Source organism: Serinicoccus shuyuelongi (assembly GCF_045032955.1).
Classification (GTDB): domain Bacteria; phylum Actinomycetota; class Actinomycetes; order Actinomycetales; family Dermatophilaceae; genus Ornithinicoccus.
On record NZ_JBJFZU010000006.1, the window covers coordinates 84,649 to 98,064 of the forward strand.

General features: G+C 72.3%; 14 protein-coding genes. 2 read left to right on the top strand and 12 right to left on the bottom strand.

The window, feature by feature from the left end; genetic code table 11:
* Positions 1–10: 10 nt before the first annotated feature.
* Together ACI3EY_RS09555 and recO are read right to left on the bottom strand one after the other, a co-directional pair.
* Positions 11–796, bottom strand: coding sequence for an isoprenyl transferase (locus ACI3EY_RS09555; protein WP_405040263.1), 786 nt, complete (start codon positions 794–796; stop codon positions 11–13).
* Positions 796–1,527 (bottom strand): DNA repair protein RecO, encoded by a 732-nt coding sequence (gene recO, locus ACI3EY_RS09560; protein ID WP_405040264.1) that lies wholly within the window; start codon positions 1,525–1,527, stop codon positions 796–798. Before recO ends, ACI3EY_RS09555 begins: the two co-directional genes overlap by 1 nt.
* Before the next feature lie 126 nt (positions 1,528–1,653).
* Here recO and ACI3EY_RS09565 point away from each other — a divergent pair, with 126 nt between their 5' ends.
* Both ACI3EY_RS09565 and ACI3EY_RS09570 read left to right on the top strand, forming a co-directional pair.
* A complete protein-coding gene (locus tag ACI3EY_RS09565; protein ID WP_405037580.1) occupies positions 1,654–2,289 on the top strand; it encodes an alpha-ketoglutarate-dependent dioxygenase AlkB in 636 nt (211 codons plus the stop codon).
* 24 nt (positions 2,290–2,313) lie between these two features.
* Positions 2,314–2,988: a VOC family protein gene (locus ACI3EY_RS09570; protein WP_405037579.1), complete on the top strand. Its 675-nt coding sequence runs from the start codon at positions 2,314–2,316 to the stop codon at positions 2,986–2,988.
* A 31-nt stretch (positions 2,989–3,019) separates the two neighbouring features.
* Here ACI3EY_RS09570 and ACI3EY_RS09575 read toward each other — a convergent pair whose 3' ends face one another.
* The 10 genes from ACI3EY_RS09575 to ACI3EY_RS09620 all read right to left on the bottom strand — a co-directional run bounded on the left by ACI3EY_RS09575 (position 3,020) and on the right by ACI3EY_RS09620 (position 13,405).
* Positions 3,020–3,547, bottom strand: a complete 528-nt coding sequence (locus tag ACI3EY_RS09575; protein ID WP_405040265.1) for a hypothetical protein — start codon at positions 3,545–3,547, stop codon at positions 3,020–3,022.
* Positions 3,525–4,991, bottom strand: a complete 1,467-nt coding sequence (locus ACI3EY_RS09580) for a sodium:solute symporter family protein (protein ID WP_405040266.1) — start codon at positions 4,989–4,991, stop codon at positions 3,525–3,527. Before ACI3EY_RS09580 ends, ACI3EY_RS09575 begins: the two co-directional genes overlap by 23 nt.
* Positions 4,988–5,257 (bottom strand): hypothetical protein, encoded by a 270-nt coding sequence (locus ACI3EY_RS09585; RefSeq protein ID WP_405037576.1) that lies wholly within the window; start codon positions 5,255–5,257, stop codon positions 4,988–4,990. The genes ACI3EY_RS09580 and ACI3EY_RS09585 overlap by 4 nt, the downstream gene beginning before the upstream one ends.
* Before the next feature lie 92 nt (positions 5,258–5,349).
* Positions 5,350–7,881, bottom strand: a complete 2,532-nt coding sequence (ptsP, locus tag ACI3EY_RS09590) for a phosphoenolpyruvate--protein phosphotransferase (protein ID WP_405037622.1) — start codon at positions 7,879–7,881, stop codon at positions 5,350–5,352.
* A 6-nt stretch (positions 7,882–7,887) separates the two neighbouring features.
* Positions 7,888–8,514, bottom strand: coding sequence for a dihydroxyacetone kinase subunit DhaL (gene dhaL / locus ACI3EY_RS09595; RefSeq protein WP_405037575.1), 627 nt, complete (start codon positions 8,512–8,514; stop codon positions 7,888–7,890).
* Between the two features lie 4 nt (positions 8,515–8,518).
* Positions 8,519–9,520 carry a dihydroxyacetone kinase subunit DhaK gene (gene dhaK, locus ACI3EY_RS09600; protein ID WP_405037574.1) on the bottom strand — a complete coding sequence of 334 codons (1,002 nt, stop codon included), beginning with the start codon at positions 9,518–9,520 and terminating at the stop codon, positions 8,519–8,521.
* Positions 9,521–9,584: 64 nt separating this feature from the next.
* Positions 9,585–10,508, bottom strand: coding sequence for a GTPase Era (gene era / locus ACI3EY_RS09605; protein ID WP_405037573.1), 924 nt, complete (start codon positions 10,506–10,508; stop codon positions 9,585–9,587).
* Positions 10,498–11,865, bottom strand: a complete 1,368-nt coding sequence (locus ACI3EY_RS09610; RefSeq protein ID WP_405037572.1) for a hemolysin family protein — start codon at positions 11,863–11,865, stop codon at positions 10,498–10,500. Before ACI3EY_RS09610 ends, era begins: the two co-directional genes overlap by 11 nt.
* Positions 11,862–12,377: an rRNA maturation RNase YbeY gene (ybeY, locus tag ACI3EY_RS09615; protein ID WP_405040376.1), complete on the bottom strand. Its 516-nt coding sequence runs from the start codon at positions 12,375–12,377 to the stop codon at positions 11,862–11,864. The genes ACI3EY_RS09610 and ybeY overlap by 4 nt, the downstream gene beginning before the upstream one ends.
* Positions 12,374–13,405: a PhoH family protein gene (locus ACI3EY_RS09620; protein WP_405037571.1), complete on the bottom strand. Its 1,032-nt coding sequence runs from the start codon at positions 13,403–13,405 to the stop codon at positions 12,374–12,376. The genes ybeY and ACI3EY_RS09620 overlap by 4 nt, the downstream gene beginning before the upstream one ends.
* Positions 13,406–13,416: the final 11 nt, after the last annotated feature.

Genomic DNA, 13,416 nt, shown 5'->3' on the forward strand with positions numbered 1-13,416 from the left:
CTCCCGAGCCTCAGGAGCCGGAGGCGTCCACCGCGCCGCCGTAGCGGCGGTCCCGGCCGACGTACTGCTCGATCGCCCGCCACAGGTCCCGGCGGTCGAAGTCGGGCCACAGCGTGTCCAGGAAGATCATCTCGGCGTAGGCGTTCTGCCAGAGCAGGAAGTTGGACGTGCGCTGCTCTCCGGAGGACCGGACGAAGAGGTCCACGTCCGGCACCTCGGGGTGGTAGAGGTAGCGGCCGATCGTGCGCTCGTCGATGCCGCGCGGGGAGAGCCGTCCGTCACGCACGTCCTCGCCGATCCGCTTGACGGCGTCGGCGATCTCGGCCCGGCCGCCGTAGTTGACGCAGAAGTTCAGCGTGATGACGTCGTTGTCCCGGGTCCGCCGCTCCGCCTCCTGCAGCTCGGAGATCACCGACCGCCACAGCCGGGGTGTCCGCCCGGACCAGAGCACCCTGACCCCCCAGGAGTCGAGCTCGTCCCGGCGACGGTGGATGACGTCCCGGTTGAAGCCCATCAGGAACTTCACCTCGTCGGGGCTGCGGCGCCAGTTCTCGGTGGAGAAGGCATACGCGCTGACGCAGCTCACCCCGACCTCGATGGCACCGGCGATGACGTCGAGCAGCGAGGCCTCCCCCGCCTCGTGACCCTGCGTGCGCTTCAGACCACGCTGGTTGGCCCAGCGTCCGTTGCCGTCCATCACGATCGCGACGTGCTGCGGCACCTGCTCGCGCGGGATCTGCGGGGGCCGCGCACCCGAGGGATGCTCAAACGGTCGGACCGGCTGTCGACCTGCCATCACAGGCTCCTCTCCAGGTGGCGCAGCGAGCGCACCCCGCGCTCCAGGTGCCACTGCAGGTAGGCCGCGACCAGGCCGTTCGCCTCGCCCCGATGACGACCCTGCGCCGCGTCCGCCACCGACCAGTCCCCGGCGAACAGCGCCTGCAGCAGCGCCAGCGTCTCCGGCGCCGGGGCGGTGGACCCGGGGGGACGGCAGACCGGGCAGACCACGCCACCGGAGGGGACGTGGAAGGCGCGGTGCGGCCCGGTCATCCCGCACCGGGCGCAGTCGACGAAGCTGGCCCGCCAGCCACCGATCGCCAGCGCCCGCAGCAGGTAGGAGTCCAGCACCATCCGGCTGTCGTGCTCCTGCCCGGCGAGCGCCGCCAGCCCACCGGCCAGCAGCCGGAAGTGCGCGACCGCCGGCTCCTGGTCGTCGGTGAGCTGCTCGCAGGTCTCCAGCATGACGTTGGACGCGGTGAAGGCGGGGTAGTCGCGGGCGATCATGTCGCCGTAGGGGGCGAGCCCGTCGGCCTGGGTGATGATGTCCAGGCTTCGTCCCTCGTAGCACTGGACGTCGACGACCATGCCCGGCTCCAGGCGGGCCCCGAACTTGCTCGAGGTCCTCCGGACCCCCTTGGCCACCGCCCGGATCCGACCCCGCCCACGGCCCAGCATGATGACGATGCGGTCGGCCTCCCCCAGCTTGTACGTCCGCAGCACGATGGCGGCGTCGCGGTACGTGGGCATACCGCCAGTGTCCCACCTCGCACCCACGACGCACCGGCCACCACACCGGTCATCGCACCGGCCGGCCAGCCCGATCGGCGACCCTCCACCCTGTCGTATGTCGTACACCTGTTCTATGCTCTCACCATGATGCTCCAGGGATCGCTGCTCGACCAGGTCGACGAGGTGGGGTTGCGCGCGCTCGGGGACGCGGTGCACCGCACCGGGCTCGACCACGGCGCCTGGGTCGACCTGCGCCCCGGTTGGGTCACCGGCTCGGACCAGCTCTTCTCCCGGCTGGCGCTGGGCGGACCGGCCGGCGTCGCGTGGCGCGGCGAGGAACGGCAGATGTGGGACCGGCAGGTGACCACGCCTCGGCTGCTGCGCTTCTACCGCGAGGGGGAACGGCTGCCCGACCCGGTGCTCGAGCAGGCGCGCCTCGACCTCGGTCGTCGGTATGCCGACGAGCTCGGCGAGCCCTTCACCACCGCGGGCATGTGCCTCTACCGGGACGGCCGCGACAGCGTCGCCTGGCACGGGGACCGGGTCGGGCGCAGCAGCACGCGCGACACCCTGGTCGCGATCGTCTCGCTGGGCGCGCCCCGGGCACTGCTGCTGCGGCCCCGTGGTGGCGGCAGCAGCCGGCGGTTCGTGCTGGGCCACGGTGACCTGCTGGTGATGGGCGGCTCCTGCCAGCGCACCTGGGACCACTGCGTGCCCAAGACGTCCTCGCCCGTCGGGCCCCGGATCAGCATCCAGTTCCGACCCCGGGGCGTGCGCTGAGGGCCGCGCACTACAGTGGCGCCCGTGCTGCACCCCTCCGACGACGCCGCCCTCGACCATCTCGTGCTGGCCGTCCCCGCCCTGGACGCCGCCATCGACGACCTAGCCCGGCGGACGGGCGTGCGACCGGTCCCAGGTGGCGCGCACCCGGGTCGAGGCACCCGCAACGCGCTGCTGGGGCTGCGCTGGCACGGCAGCACCCGGTGCTACCTGGAGCTGCTCGGACCCGACCCGGACCAGCCGGCGGTGGCCCCTGAGGACACCATGCTGGGGCTGGGGCACCTCGGCGCCGACTTCGCGCCACGGCTGCACGGCTGGGCGGTGCGCCCCGCCGACCTCGCCGGGAGCCTCGACCGGGCGGCCGCCGCCGGAGTGCAGGCGGGGCGTCCGTTCGCCGCCTCCCGCGTCACCCCGGCCGGGACGCCGCTCGCCTGGGAGATGGCGGTCCCGGACCCGCTGGGTCTCGGCGGGCTGCAGCCGTTCCTGGTCGACTGGCGCGGTGGCGCCCATCCCGGTGACGACCCGATGCCGGTGCTGGACCTGATCGGGCTGGACCTGGAGCACCCGGAGCCCGGGACCGCCGAGCGGGTGCTGGGTGTCCTGGGCGTGCGCGCCCGCGTCGACCTCGGCCCGGAACCGCAGCTGGTCGCGACCCTGGGCACCCCCGACGGCGAGGTCCGGCTCGGCGCACCGGGCTGAGCCGGGCTGCACGGCATACCTCTGCGGCGGCCTAGGTCCGCGGCGCGTCCCAGCGTCCGGCCAGATAGGTCTCGTCGGCGCCCGAGACCGCGTTGACATGTCCGACCGCGGTCCCGTCTGCGGGGTCGAACCGCCACACCGGCAGGTGCAGCAGCTCCAGGCGGCGCACCTCGTGCCTCGGCTTGCGGAGGAGGTAGCTGCGGTTGATCTGCGTCTGCTGCACGTCGGCGACCAGTTCCAGGGCGCGCTCGCGTCCTACCGTCGCCGGATGCACGACCCCGTCCTCGACCACCTGGGTGTGCGGCACCGTCGCCAGGAGCCCGCGGTACTGCGAGACCGCATCCACGAAGATCACGGTGGGGCGCACCGCCGTGCGGAACGGCGGTCGGTCCGCCAGCACGTCGGACCAGGCGATCCACAGCGGGTGCAGCACCAGCTCGCCGACGGCCCGCCCGGCGGGGCCCCGGCGCGGCCGACGCGGCATCCGGGACCGGGCCTGCTCCTGGGTGAGCAGACGGTCCCCGATGACGGTGAGGTCAGCGGGTCGGACCGGCGGCACCGACCGACTCCTCCTCGACCGCGTGGTAGTGGTCGACCAGCTCGCGCTGCCTCGACGTCGTGGGGCCGGTCAGCAGGCTGACCACGACGATGAGCAGCAGGCTGACGGGCGCGGCGATGATCGGCTCGGCGTTCGTCGGCAACCAGCCGCCGACGATGAGCACGACGAAGATCACGGCACCGCCGACCATCCCGGACAGGGCCCCGGCGGTGGTGGCGCCGCGCCACCAGAGACCCAGCACCATCGGGAAGCCGAAGCTGGAGAGCAGGAAGCCGCCCACCCAGCCGACCATGACCGCGATCAGCTGGGGCGGGTCGAGGGCGAAGTAGATGCCGATCGCGCTGGCCAGGACCATGACCACCAGACCTAGCCCGGTGACGACCCGCTCCTTCGCGTGCGGACGCAGGTGGCCCTTGTAGATGTCGTGGGCGACGCCGGCGGAGACCGCCAGCAGCATGGCGTCGGCCGAGGACATGATCGCCGCGAGCAACCCGGCCAGGACCAGACCGCCCAGCAGGGCGGGCAGGTACTGCTCGATGACCACGACGAGGACCAGGTCGGCGTTGTCCAACGAGTCCACGACGTCCATCGAGGTCCCGGCCATCGCGATCACCGCGCCGCTGAGGAAGAGCACCAGGTAGAGCACCGCGCCCCACATCGAGGATCGGCGGGCGACGAAGACGCTACGGGACGCGAAGTTCCGCATGACCACTGATGGCGAGATGATGCCGAACCACAGGAACGCCACGAACAACCCGAAGTAGGACATCCACGGCTGGGTGACCTGGCCGAACTCGGGGCTGACGGCCAGTGCGTCGTCCAGGACGTTTCCGAGCCCTCCGTGCGCGATCAGGATCGTGCCGGCCAGGAGGACCATGCCGACGATCATGATCCCGCCCTGGATGAGGTCGGTGTAGGTGATCGCCCACATCCCGCCCAGTGCTGCGTACAGGGTGAAACCCAGACCCAGGACGATCACCGCGACCGGGTAGTCGATGCCCAGCACGTAGGAACCGATCAGCCCGGAGGCGGTCAGCTGGGGGACCATGTAGAACGTCATCGCGAGCACGACGATCACCGCGGCCACCAGCTGGACGCTGGTGCCGAACCGCTGCCGGAAGAAGTCCGGCATGGTCTTCACCCCGGCCTTGCGCAGCTGTCCGGCCACGAGCAAGATCGCGAACGGCAGGATCGCGACGGCGCCGAAGGCATACGTGAAGAAGTACGGCAGGCCCAGCTCGACCCCGGACCCGACCGCTCCCATCAGCGAGCTGGAGCTGGCCACCGCGGCGAAGACCGCGAAGGCACCGACGAAGGTGTTGATGCTGTGGCCCGCGGTGTAGTACTCCGACGCGGAACTGCGCGCGCGCCGGTAGAAGTAGACCCCGACGCCGGTGACGACGACCAGGTAGATGCCCAGGATGACGCTCTCGGTGACCCTCATCGTGCTGCCTTCCCTGCGCGGTCGAGACGTTCGGTCCACCAGCAGTAGACGAACCCGATGACCACCCAGGCGATGATGCCGACGAGCATCAGCCAGGTGACCAGGGAGACACCGGCGATCTCGGTGTCCGTCGGCCACCAGGCGAACACCAGGGCGGAGTAGGCCAGCAGCACGGCGGTGAGCACCAGACCGGGCTCCTGGTGCGGCGGACGTCGGGTGGGCGCGGTCCCGGCCCGTGGTCGGGCAGGCGGGTCGTGGTCACTCATCGAAGCTCCGTCGTCGAGATGGAGGGGCAGGTGAGCGTCCACTCCACCACAGCGGGCGGCCCTGACCAAAGGCCGAGCCTCGCGACTCCGGGTCAGAGAGCGGCGTCGGTCGGCAGCTGGGGCAGCAGGTCCCGGACCGCGGCGGCGTCCCGGGCCACCACGGCACCGGCAGCCAGGTCCTGCAGGTCCCGCAGCGAGGCCGCCCGTAGCCGCGCCTTGACCGTCGGGATGACACTCGGGGCCACGCTGAGCTCGCGCACCCCCAGCCCGACCAGCAGGCCTGCCGTCGCCGGGTCGCCGGCCATCTCACCGCAGAGGCTGACGACCACCCCCTCCGGGGCCCGGTCGCAGATCAGCCGGATCAGCTGCAGCACCGCCGGGTCCAGGGGGTCGGACCAGGTCGCCACCCTCGGGTTGCCGCGTTCCGCGGCGAGCGTGTACTGGCTGAGGTCGTTGCTGCCGATGGAGATCAGGTCGAGGCCACGGGCCAGCCGGGCCAGCCGCACGGCGACCGCGGGCACCTCGACCATGATCCCGACACCCAGCTGGTCCGGCAGCCGGCTCAGGCCGATCCGGCGGGCCGCCTCCAGCAACCGCGCGCGGGCCCAGTCCACGTCGTCCATGGAGGTCACCATCGGGAAGAGGATGTTCACCCGGTGGGTGCGCGCCACCTCGCAGATCGCCTGCATCTGGTCCAGCAGCAGGGTCGGGTCCTCGCGGAAGGCACGCAGCCCGCGCACCCCCAGGAAGGGGTTCTCCTCGGCCTCGACGGGGATGAACTCCAACGGCTTGTCCCCGCCGACGTCCCAGGTGCGGATGGTCACCGGCTGCGGGTCGAAGGCCTGCGCCATCGCGGCATACACCTCGACCTGCTGCTCCACCGTGGGCGCCCGGTGCCACTGCGCGAAGACGGCCTCGGTCCGCACCAGCCCGGACCCCTCGGCGCCCAACCCGGCACCCAGCCGGGCCACCGCCAGCGAGGACACGTTCGCCTTCACGGTGATCCGGGCCCCGTCCCGGGTGACCACCGGCAGGTGGGTGTCGGCGAGGGCGTGGTCCCGCTCGTCCCGCCGCCGGGCCAGCATCTCGTCGAAGGCGGCCTGGACCTCCCCGGGAGGGTCCACCTCGAGCCGGCCGGTGCGGGCGTCGAAGGCCAGCAGCGTCCCGGCCGGGACCCGGGCGCGCTCCCCCGCACCGGTGAGCACGGGCACCCCCCGGGCCCGGGCGATCAGCACGCCGTGACCCAGGGCGCCCCCACGCCGGGTGACCACGCCGGCGATCGCGCCCGCGTCCAGGGAGATCGCCAGGGCCGGGTCCAGCTCGTCGACCACCAGGATCCCGTCTCCGAGCGCCTCCGGCTCCGCCACGTCCAGCAGCACCCGCATCACCCGCTCGCCGACGCTGCGCACGTCCTGGGCGCGGGCCTGCAGGTAGGGGTCGGTCAGTGCCTCGAACCGGCCGGCGACCTCCGCCACCGCGTCCTGCCAGGCCTGCGCGGCGCTGGCACCCGCGTCGATGCGGGCTGCGACGCCGCCGAGCAGCTCGGGGTCGCGCAGCAGCGCGGTATGGGCGTCGAAGACCTCGGCGTGCCCCTGACCGAGGTGACGCCGGGCGCGGGTGGCGAGCTCGGTGAGGCGTGCCAGCGCCTCCGCGACCGCCCCGTCCAGGCGGTCCTGCTCCTCCCCCGGTGCACGGGCCACCAGGTCGTCCGGCTCGGGCATCGTGTGGTCCAGCACCGCCTGTCCGATGGCGGCCTCGAGCCCTGACCCGGCCACACCCGGTTCGTCGGAGACCGCCGGAGCGGGCTCGTCCACGTCGGCGAGCGGCTCGGCGGGTCCCGGGGCGTCACCGAAGGCCGTCGCCGCCAGCGCCTCGACGTCGGCCAGCACCGAGGTGGCCTGCGGCCCCGTCGCCTCCACCCGTAGCACGTGCCCGTGCAGGGCGCCGAGGGTCGCGACCGCGGACATGCTCATCGCCTCGACCGGGCCGGTTCCTCCGGTGAGGTTGCGCACCCGCACACGGGTCTCTGGTGCCACCGCGGCGACCGTGGTGACGAGCCGGGCGGCCGGTCGGGCGTGCAGCCCGTGGTCACCGAGCACGGAGACCTCCACCTGCTCCCAGGCACCGGCGTCCTCGGGCGAGGCGATGTCCGCGTCCGGCTGCGGTGCCGTCGAGGGCGCGGGGTCCGCCACCTCCGGCCCGGTGCCACCGGTGCCCAGCTGGGTGGCCTTGGCCTCGGCGCCGCGGACGGCCTCGAGGGCACAGGCCTCCAGGTCCGCGCCGGTGCCGGCCGCGACGGTGGCGGCGACCAGGCCCTCCACCAGGGGTGCCGGGCTGAGCCTGACCCGGGAGGCCACCTCCGGGTCCATGAACTCCAGCGCCATCTCCGCCGACAGGACGGCGCTGCCCAGGTCGAGCAGGACCAGTACCCCCGACCCCTGCGACGCCTCGTCGGCGCGCTGGATGGCCTCGGCGATGGCGCTGGCGTCGGTCCCCGTGGTCTCCTCGTCCAGCCCGGCGGCGATCTCGACCGGGGCGGCGTCTCCCGGGCGCATCTCCGCCGCCAGGGCCACGGCCGCCCGGGCCAGGGCACGGCTGTGCGAGACGACGACCAGCCCGACCATCGTCACTCAGCCCAGGGTTCTGGCGGCGGCCTCGAGCAGCATCGTGGCGCTGGTCGCCCCCGGGTCGAGGTGGCCCGCGCTGCGCTCGCCCAGGTAGGAGGCCCGGCCCTTGCGGGCGATCATCGCCTCGGTGGCGTCCCGCCCCTCGGCGGCGGCCCGGGCCGCGTCCTGCAGGCACTCTGCCAGCCCGGCACCCTCGGCGGCGCTCCGGTCGAAGGCCTCCAGCGCGGGGGCGAACGCGTCGTACATCGTCTTGTCCCCCGCCTCCGCCTTGCCGCGGGCGACGATCCCCTCGACCCCTGCCCGCAGGGCCTGGCCGAACTCGCGGGCACCGACGTCCTCGGTGGCGGCGAGCGGTGCCGCGAGGCGGAGGAAGAACGTGCCGTACAGCGGGCCCGAGGCACCGCCGACGGTGCTGACCAGGGTCATCCCCACCTTCTTGAGATAGGCGTCGACGCTGCCGAAGTCCTGCTGCTGCGCGAGCTCCGCGCAGGCCTTCAGGCCCCGGCTGACGTTGCTGCCGTGGTCGGCGTCGCCGATGGGTCTGTCGAGATCGGTGAGGTGGTCGCTCTGCTCGGTCACGGTCGCGGAGCAGTCCGCGATCCAGGCCTGGAAGGCGTTCAGGTCAGCCATGTGCTCATCCTCCCCAGCGCAGGCCGGGCGTGTCCACAGGAGCGTCCCACAGGTCGACCATGTCGTCGTCCACCCGCAGCAACGTCACCGAGCATCCCGCCATGTCCAGGGAGGTGATGTAGTTGCCCACCAACGACCGGGACACGGTGATCCCCGCCTCGTCCAGCAGACGGTGCACCTCGTTGAACATCAGGTACAGCTCCAGCAGCGGTGTGCCTCCCATCCCGTTGACGAAGGCCAGCACCCGTTCCCCGCGACCGACGCCGAGGTCCTCCAGGACCGGCTCGACCAGCCGGGCCGCGATGTCGCGGGCCGGGGCGATCTTCTCGGTGGAGCGTCCCGGCTCGCCGTGGATGCCGATGCCGACCTCCATCTCGTCGTCGGCCAGCTCGAAGGTCGGTCGACCCGCGGCCGGGACGGTGCAGGAGGTGAGGGCGATGCCCATCGAGCGCCCCTGGTCGTCGACCCGGCGGGCCAGCTCCGCGCACTCCGCGAGCGGGCGTCCCTGCTCTGCGGCGGCGCCCACGATCTTCTCCAGCAGCACCGTCACCCCGACGCCGCGACGTCCCGCGGTGAACAGGCTGTCCTGGACCGCCACGTCGTCGTCGGTCACCACCGACTCCACGGAGATGCCCTGCTCCGCGGCCAGCTCGGCGGCCATCTCGAAGTTCATCACGTCGCCGGTGTAGTTCTTCACGATGTGCAGCACGCCGGCGCCGCCGTCCACGGCGGTGGTGGCCGCCAGGATCTGGTCGGGGACGGGTGAGGTGAACACCTCACCCGCGCAGGCGGCGTCCAGCATGCCGCGACCGACGAAACCGCCGTGCAGCGGCTCATGACCGGAGCCGCCGCCGGAGACGAGGCCCACCTTGCCGGGCACGGCGCCCCCGGACCGCAGCACGAGACGGTGGTCGAGGTCGACGCGCAGCTGCGTGGGATGCGCCGCGGCCATCCCCGCCAACGCCTCGACGACCACGTCCGCGGGGTCGTTGAGAAGTTTCTTCATGGCCCCACTGTGCCACGTCCGGCGCGGCCGTGCCGGTCCTGCGGGGACGGGCCCGGACGGGCGCTCAGAACCCCAGCCGGTCCAGCTGCTTGGGGTCGCGCTGCCAGTCCTTGGCGACCTTGACGTGCAGGTCCAGGTGCACCCGGTGGCCCAGCACCTTCTCGATCCCCTGGCGCGCCTCGGTGCCGACGTCCCGCAGCCGGGTGCCCGCGCGACCGATGATGATCGCCTTCTGGCTGGGACGCTCCACGAAGACGTTGACCCGCACGTCGGAGAACGGTGAGTCCGCAGGCCGGTCCGCCCGCGGGACGATCTCCTCCACCTGCACCGCCAGGCTGTGCGGCAGCTCGTCGCGGACGCCCTCGAGCGCTGCCTCCCGCACCAGCTCGGCGATCTGCACCAGGGTCGACTCGTCGCTGACCTGGCCGTCGGGGTAGAGTTGCGGGGAGACCGGCAGGTAGCCGGAGAGCACGTCGGCCACCTCGTCGACCTGGTCACCACGCAGCCCGGAGCACGGGATGATCTCGTCCCAGTCGCCGAGCCGGTCGATGGCCATCAGGTGCTCCGCGAGGCGGTCCCTGCTGACGGCATCGGCCTTGGTGGCGATCGCCACCACCGGGACCTTGCGGACGGCGTGCAGGTCGGCCAGGTCCTTGGCGATGTAGGTGTCGCCGGGCCCGATCCGCTGGTCGCTGGGCAGGCAGAAGCCGATGACGTCCACCGACAGCAGCGTCTCCCGGACCACGTCGTTGAGCCGCTGCCCGAGCAGCGAGCGCGGCCGGTGCAGACCGGGGGTGTCCACCAGGATGAGCTGGGACCCGGCCGTGGTGCGGATCCCACGGATCGCGTGCCGGGTGGTCTGCGGCTTGGAGGAGGTGATCGCCACCTTCGTGCCGACCAGCGCGTTCGTCAGCGTCGACTTGCCCGCGTTCGGGCGTCCGACCAGGCAGGCGAACCCGCTGCGGTATGTCGTGTCGTCACCGGACACTGGTGCTCACCTCGTCCTTGCTCTGCTCGTGGTCCCGGTGCCCCTCGGGCTCCGGCGGGTGGTCCTGCGGCTCGCCCTCGGAGCGGTCCGTGGCGTCCAGACGGCGCACCAGGACCGTCGCGACCCGCCGCCGACGACCGGCCATCCGCTCGGCGGTGAGCTCGAGACCGGCGAACTGTCCGGTCGAGCCCTGGATCGGCACCATCCCGATCGCGGTCGCCAGCAGCCCGCCGACCGAGTCGACGTCCTCGGTCTCGATCTCGACGTCGAACATCCCGGCCAGGTCGTCGACCGGCAGGTTCGCCGGCACCCGGGTGGCCTGGCTGCCGTCCCCCAGGGTGACGTCCTCGACCTCGACGCTGTCCCGGTCGTACTCGTCGGTGATCTCGCCGACGATCTCCTCGACGATGTCCTCGATGGTCAGCAGCCCGGCGGTGCCGCCGTACTCGTCGATGACCAGGGCGACGTGCTGGCGGCCCTGCTGCATCTCGCGGAGCAGCTCGTCCACCCGCTTCATCTCGGGGATCCGCTGGACCGGCCTCATGACCTCGGTGACCTGCACGGTGCTGGCGGAGTCGGCGCGGCTGTTCACGGCCCGCACCACGTCCTTGAAGTAGAGCATCCCGAGCACGTCGTCGGTGTCCTCGCCGATCACCGGGACCCGGGAGAAGCCCGAGCGCAGGAACAGCGACATCGCCTGCCGCAGCACCTTCTCGGCCTTGATCGTCACCAGGTCGGGCCGGGGCACCATCACCTCCCGCGCCACGGTGTCGCCGAGCTCGAAGATGGAATGGATCATCTCCCGCTCTTCGTCCTCGATCACCGAGGACTCACCGGCGAGGTCGACCAGCTCACGCAGCTCGGTCTCGTTCGCGAACGGGCCCTCGGCATACCCGCGCCCCGGGGTCACCGCGTTGCCGATGACCACCAGCAGCTTGGCCACCGGGCCGAAGACCATCCGCAGCATCCGCACCACCGGTGCGGCCACCAGGGCGGCCGGCTCGGAGTGCTGGCGGCCGAGGGTGCGCGGCGAGACCCCGACCACCACGAAGGTGACGACGGCCATGATGGTCACCGCGACCAGCGCGGTCCACCAGTGCGAGTCCGTCACCGTGTCGACGGCCACCGTCACCAGGACGGCGGTGGCCGCCTCGGCGGTGACCCGGACGAAGGCGGCGACGGCCAGGTAGGGCGAGGGGTCGGTGCTGATCCGGACCAGGGCCGGCGCGCCACGGCGCCCGTCGTCGAGCAGCTGCTCGGCGCGGTGCCGACCCACCCGCTGCAGCGCCGTCTCACCGATGGTGAGCAGGAAGGCCACCACGGTGGTCAGCAGGGCCACCAGGACGAGAGACGTCATGGGCGCCCGGCCACGTCGCCGTCGGCGGCGGTGGTGGCCCGCCCCCGTTGCGCCAGGAAGGTGAGCAGCAGGGTGCGCTGCAGGTCGAACATCTCCCGCTCGTCCGCCGACTCGGCGTGGTCGAACCCGAGCAGGTGCAGGATCCCGTGGGTGGTCAGCAGCAGGATCTCGTCCCCCACCGCGTGCCCGGCCTGCTGGGCCTGGGTCTGCGCGACGCCCGGGCAGAGCACCACGTCCCCGAGCATCCCCGCCGGTCCGGAGTCGGGGTCGGCCCCGGTCCGGCCGGGGCGGAGCTCGTCCATCGGGAAGCTCATCACGTCGGTGGGTCCGGGCAGGTCCATCCACCGCTGGTGCAGGTTCGCCATCGTGCTCTCGTCCACCAGGGTGATCGTCAGATCGGCACGCGCGTTCACCCGCAGCTGCTCCAGGACGTGCCTGCCGAGGTCGGCGAGCTCGGCCTCCGGGACCGGCGAGGGCACCTCGCCCGACTCGTTGAGGACCTCGATCATCAGGAGCCCCCGCCGCCGGCGCGGGACCGGCGGGGGTTCTCCCGGCGCCGCTCGTCGTACCGCCCGTAGGCGTCGACGATGTCGCTGACGAGTCGGTGGCGCACGACGTCCTGGCTGGTCAGGTGGGAGAAGTGGATGTCGTCGACGCCGTCCAGGATGCCCTGCACCACGCGCAGACCGGAGTCGGTGCCACCGGGCAGGTCCACCTGGGTGGTGTCACCGGTGACCACCATCTTCGACCCGAAGCCGAGCCGGGTCAGGAACATCTTCATCTGCTCGGGCGAGGTGTTCTGCGCCTCGTCCAGGATGATGAAGGAGTCGTTCAGACTGCGTCCGCGCATGTAGGCCAGCGGTGCCACCTCGATGGTCCCGGCCGCCATCAGCTTGGACATCGACTCGCTGTCGACCATGTCGTGCAGGGCGTCGTAGAGGGGACGCAGGTAGGGGTCGATCTTGTCGGTCAGGGTGCCGGGCAGGAACCCCAGCCGCTCCCCCGCCTCGACCGCCGGCCGGGTCAGGATGATCCGGTTGACCTGCTTGGCCTGCAGCGCGGCGACGGCCTTGGCCATCGCCAGGTAGGTCTTCCCGGTGCCGGCCGGGCCGAGGCCGAAGACGATCGTGTGGTCGTCGATGGCGTCGACGTAGTGCTTCTGGTTCAGCGTCTTGGGCCGGATCGTCCGGCCGCGGCTGGAGACGATGTTCATGGTGAGCACGTCCGCCGGCCGGTCGGTGGTGGCGGTGCGCAGCATCCCGATGCTGCGCTCCACCGCGTCCCGGTTCAACGGCTGACCGCGCCGCACGATGGACTGCAGCTCGTCGACCAGGCGCTCGACGAGCGCGAGCTCACCGGAGTCGCCGGTCACCCGGAACTCGTTGCCGCGCACGTGCACGCCCACCTGGGGGAAGGCGCGCTCGATGGTGCGCAGCAGCTCGTCGTGCGGGCCGAGCAGGCTGACCATGGACACGTCGTCGGGGATGACGACGGTGTGCGTGGGCGGGGTGGGGGACGTGCTGGTGTCGGTCTCTGTCATGGGATCTCCAG

Coding starts and splice junctions, on each gene's coding strand:
- ACI3EY_RS09555 (WP_405040263.1), bottom strand. CDS start 796: ATGGCAGGTCGACAGCCGGTCCGACCGTTTGAGCATCCCTCGGGTGCG.
- recO (WP_405040264.1), bottom strand. CDS start 1,527: ATGCCCACGTACCGCGACGCCGCCATCGTGCTGCGGACGTACAAGCTG.
- ACI3EY_RS09565 (WP_405037580.1), top strand. CDS start 1,654: ATGATGCTCCAGGGATCGCTGCTCGACCAGGTCGACGAGGTGGGGTTG.
- ACI3EY_RS09580 (WP_405040266.1), bottom strand. CDS start 4,991: ATGAGGGTCACCGAGAGCGTCATCCTGGGCATCTACCTGGTCGTCGTC.
- ACI3EY_RS09585 (WP_405037576.1), bottom strand. CDS start 5,257: ATGAGTGACCACGACCCGCCTGCCCGACCACGGGCCGGGACCGCGCCC.
- ptsP (WP_405037622.1), bottom strand. CDS start 7,881: ATGGTCGGGCTGGTCGTCGTCTCGCACAGCCGTGCCCTGGCCCGGGCG.
- dhaL (WP_405037575.1), bottom strand. CDS start 8,514: ATGGCTGACCTGAACGCCTTCCAGGCCTGGATCGCGGACTGCTCCGCG.
- dhaK (WP_405037574.1), bottom strand. CDS start 9,520: ATGAAGAAACTTCTCAACGACCCCGCGGACGTGGTCGTCGAGGCGTTG.
- ACI3EY_RS09610 (WP_405037572.1), bottom strand. CDS start 11,865: ATGACGTCTCTCGTCCTGGTGGCCCTGCTGACCACCGTGGTGGCCTTC.
- ACI3EY_RS09620 (WP_405037571.1), bottom strand. CDS start 13,405: ATGACAGAGACCGACACCAGCACGTCCCCCACCCCGCCCACGCACACC.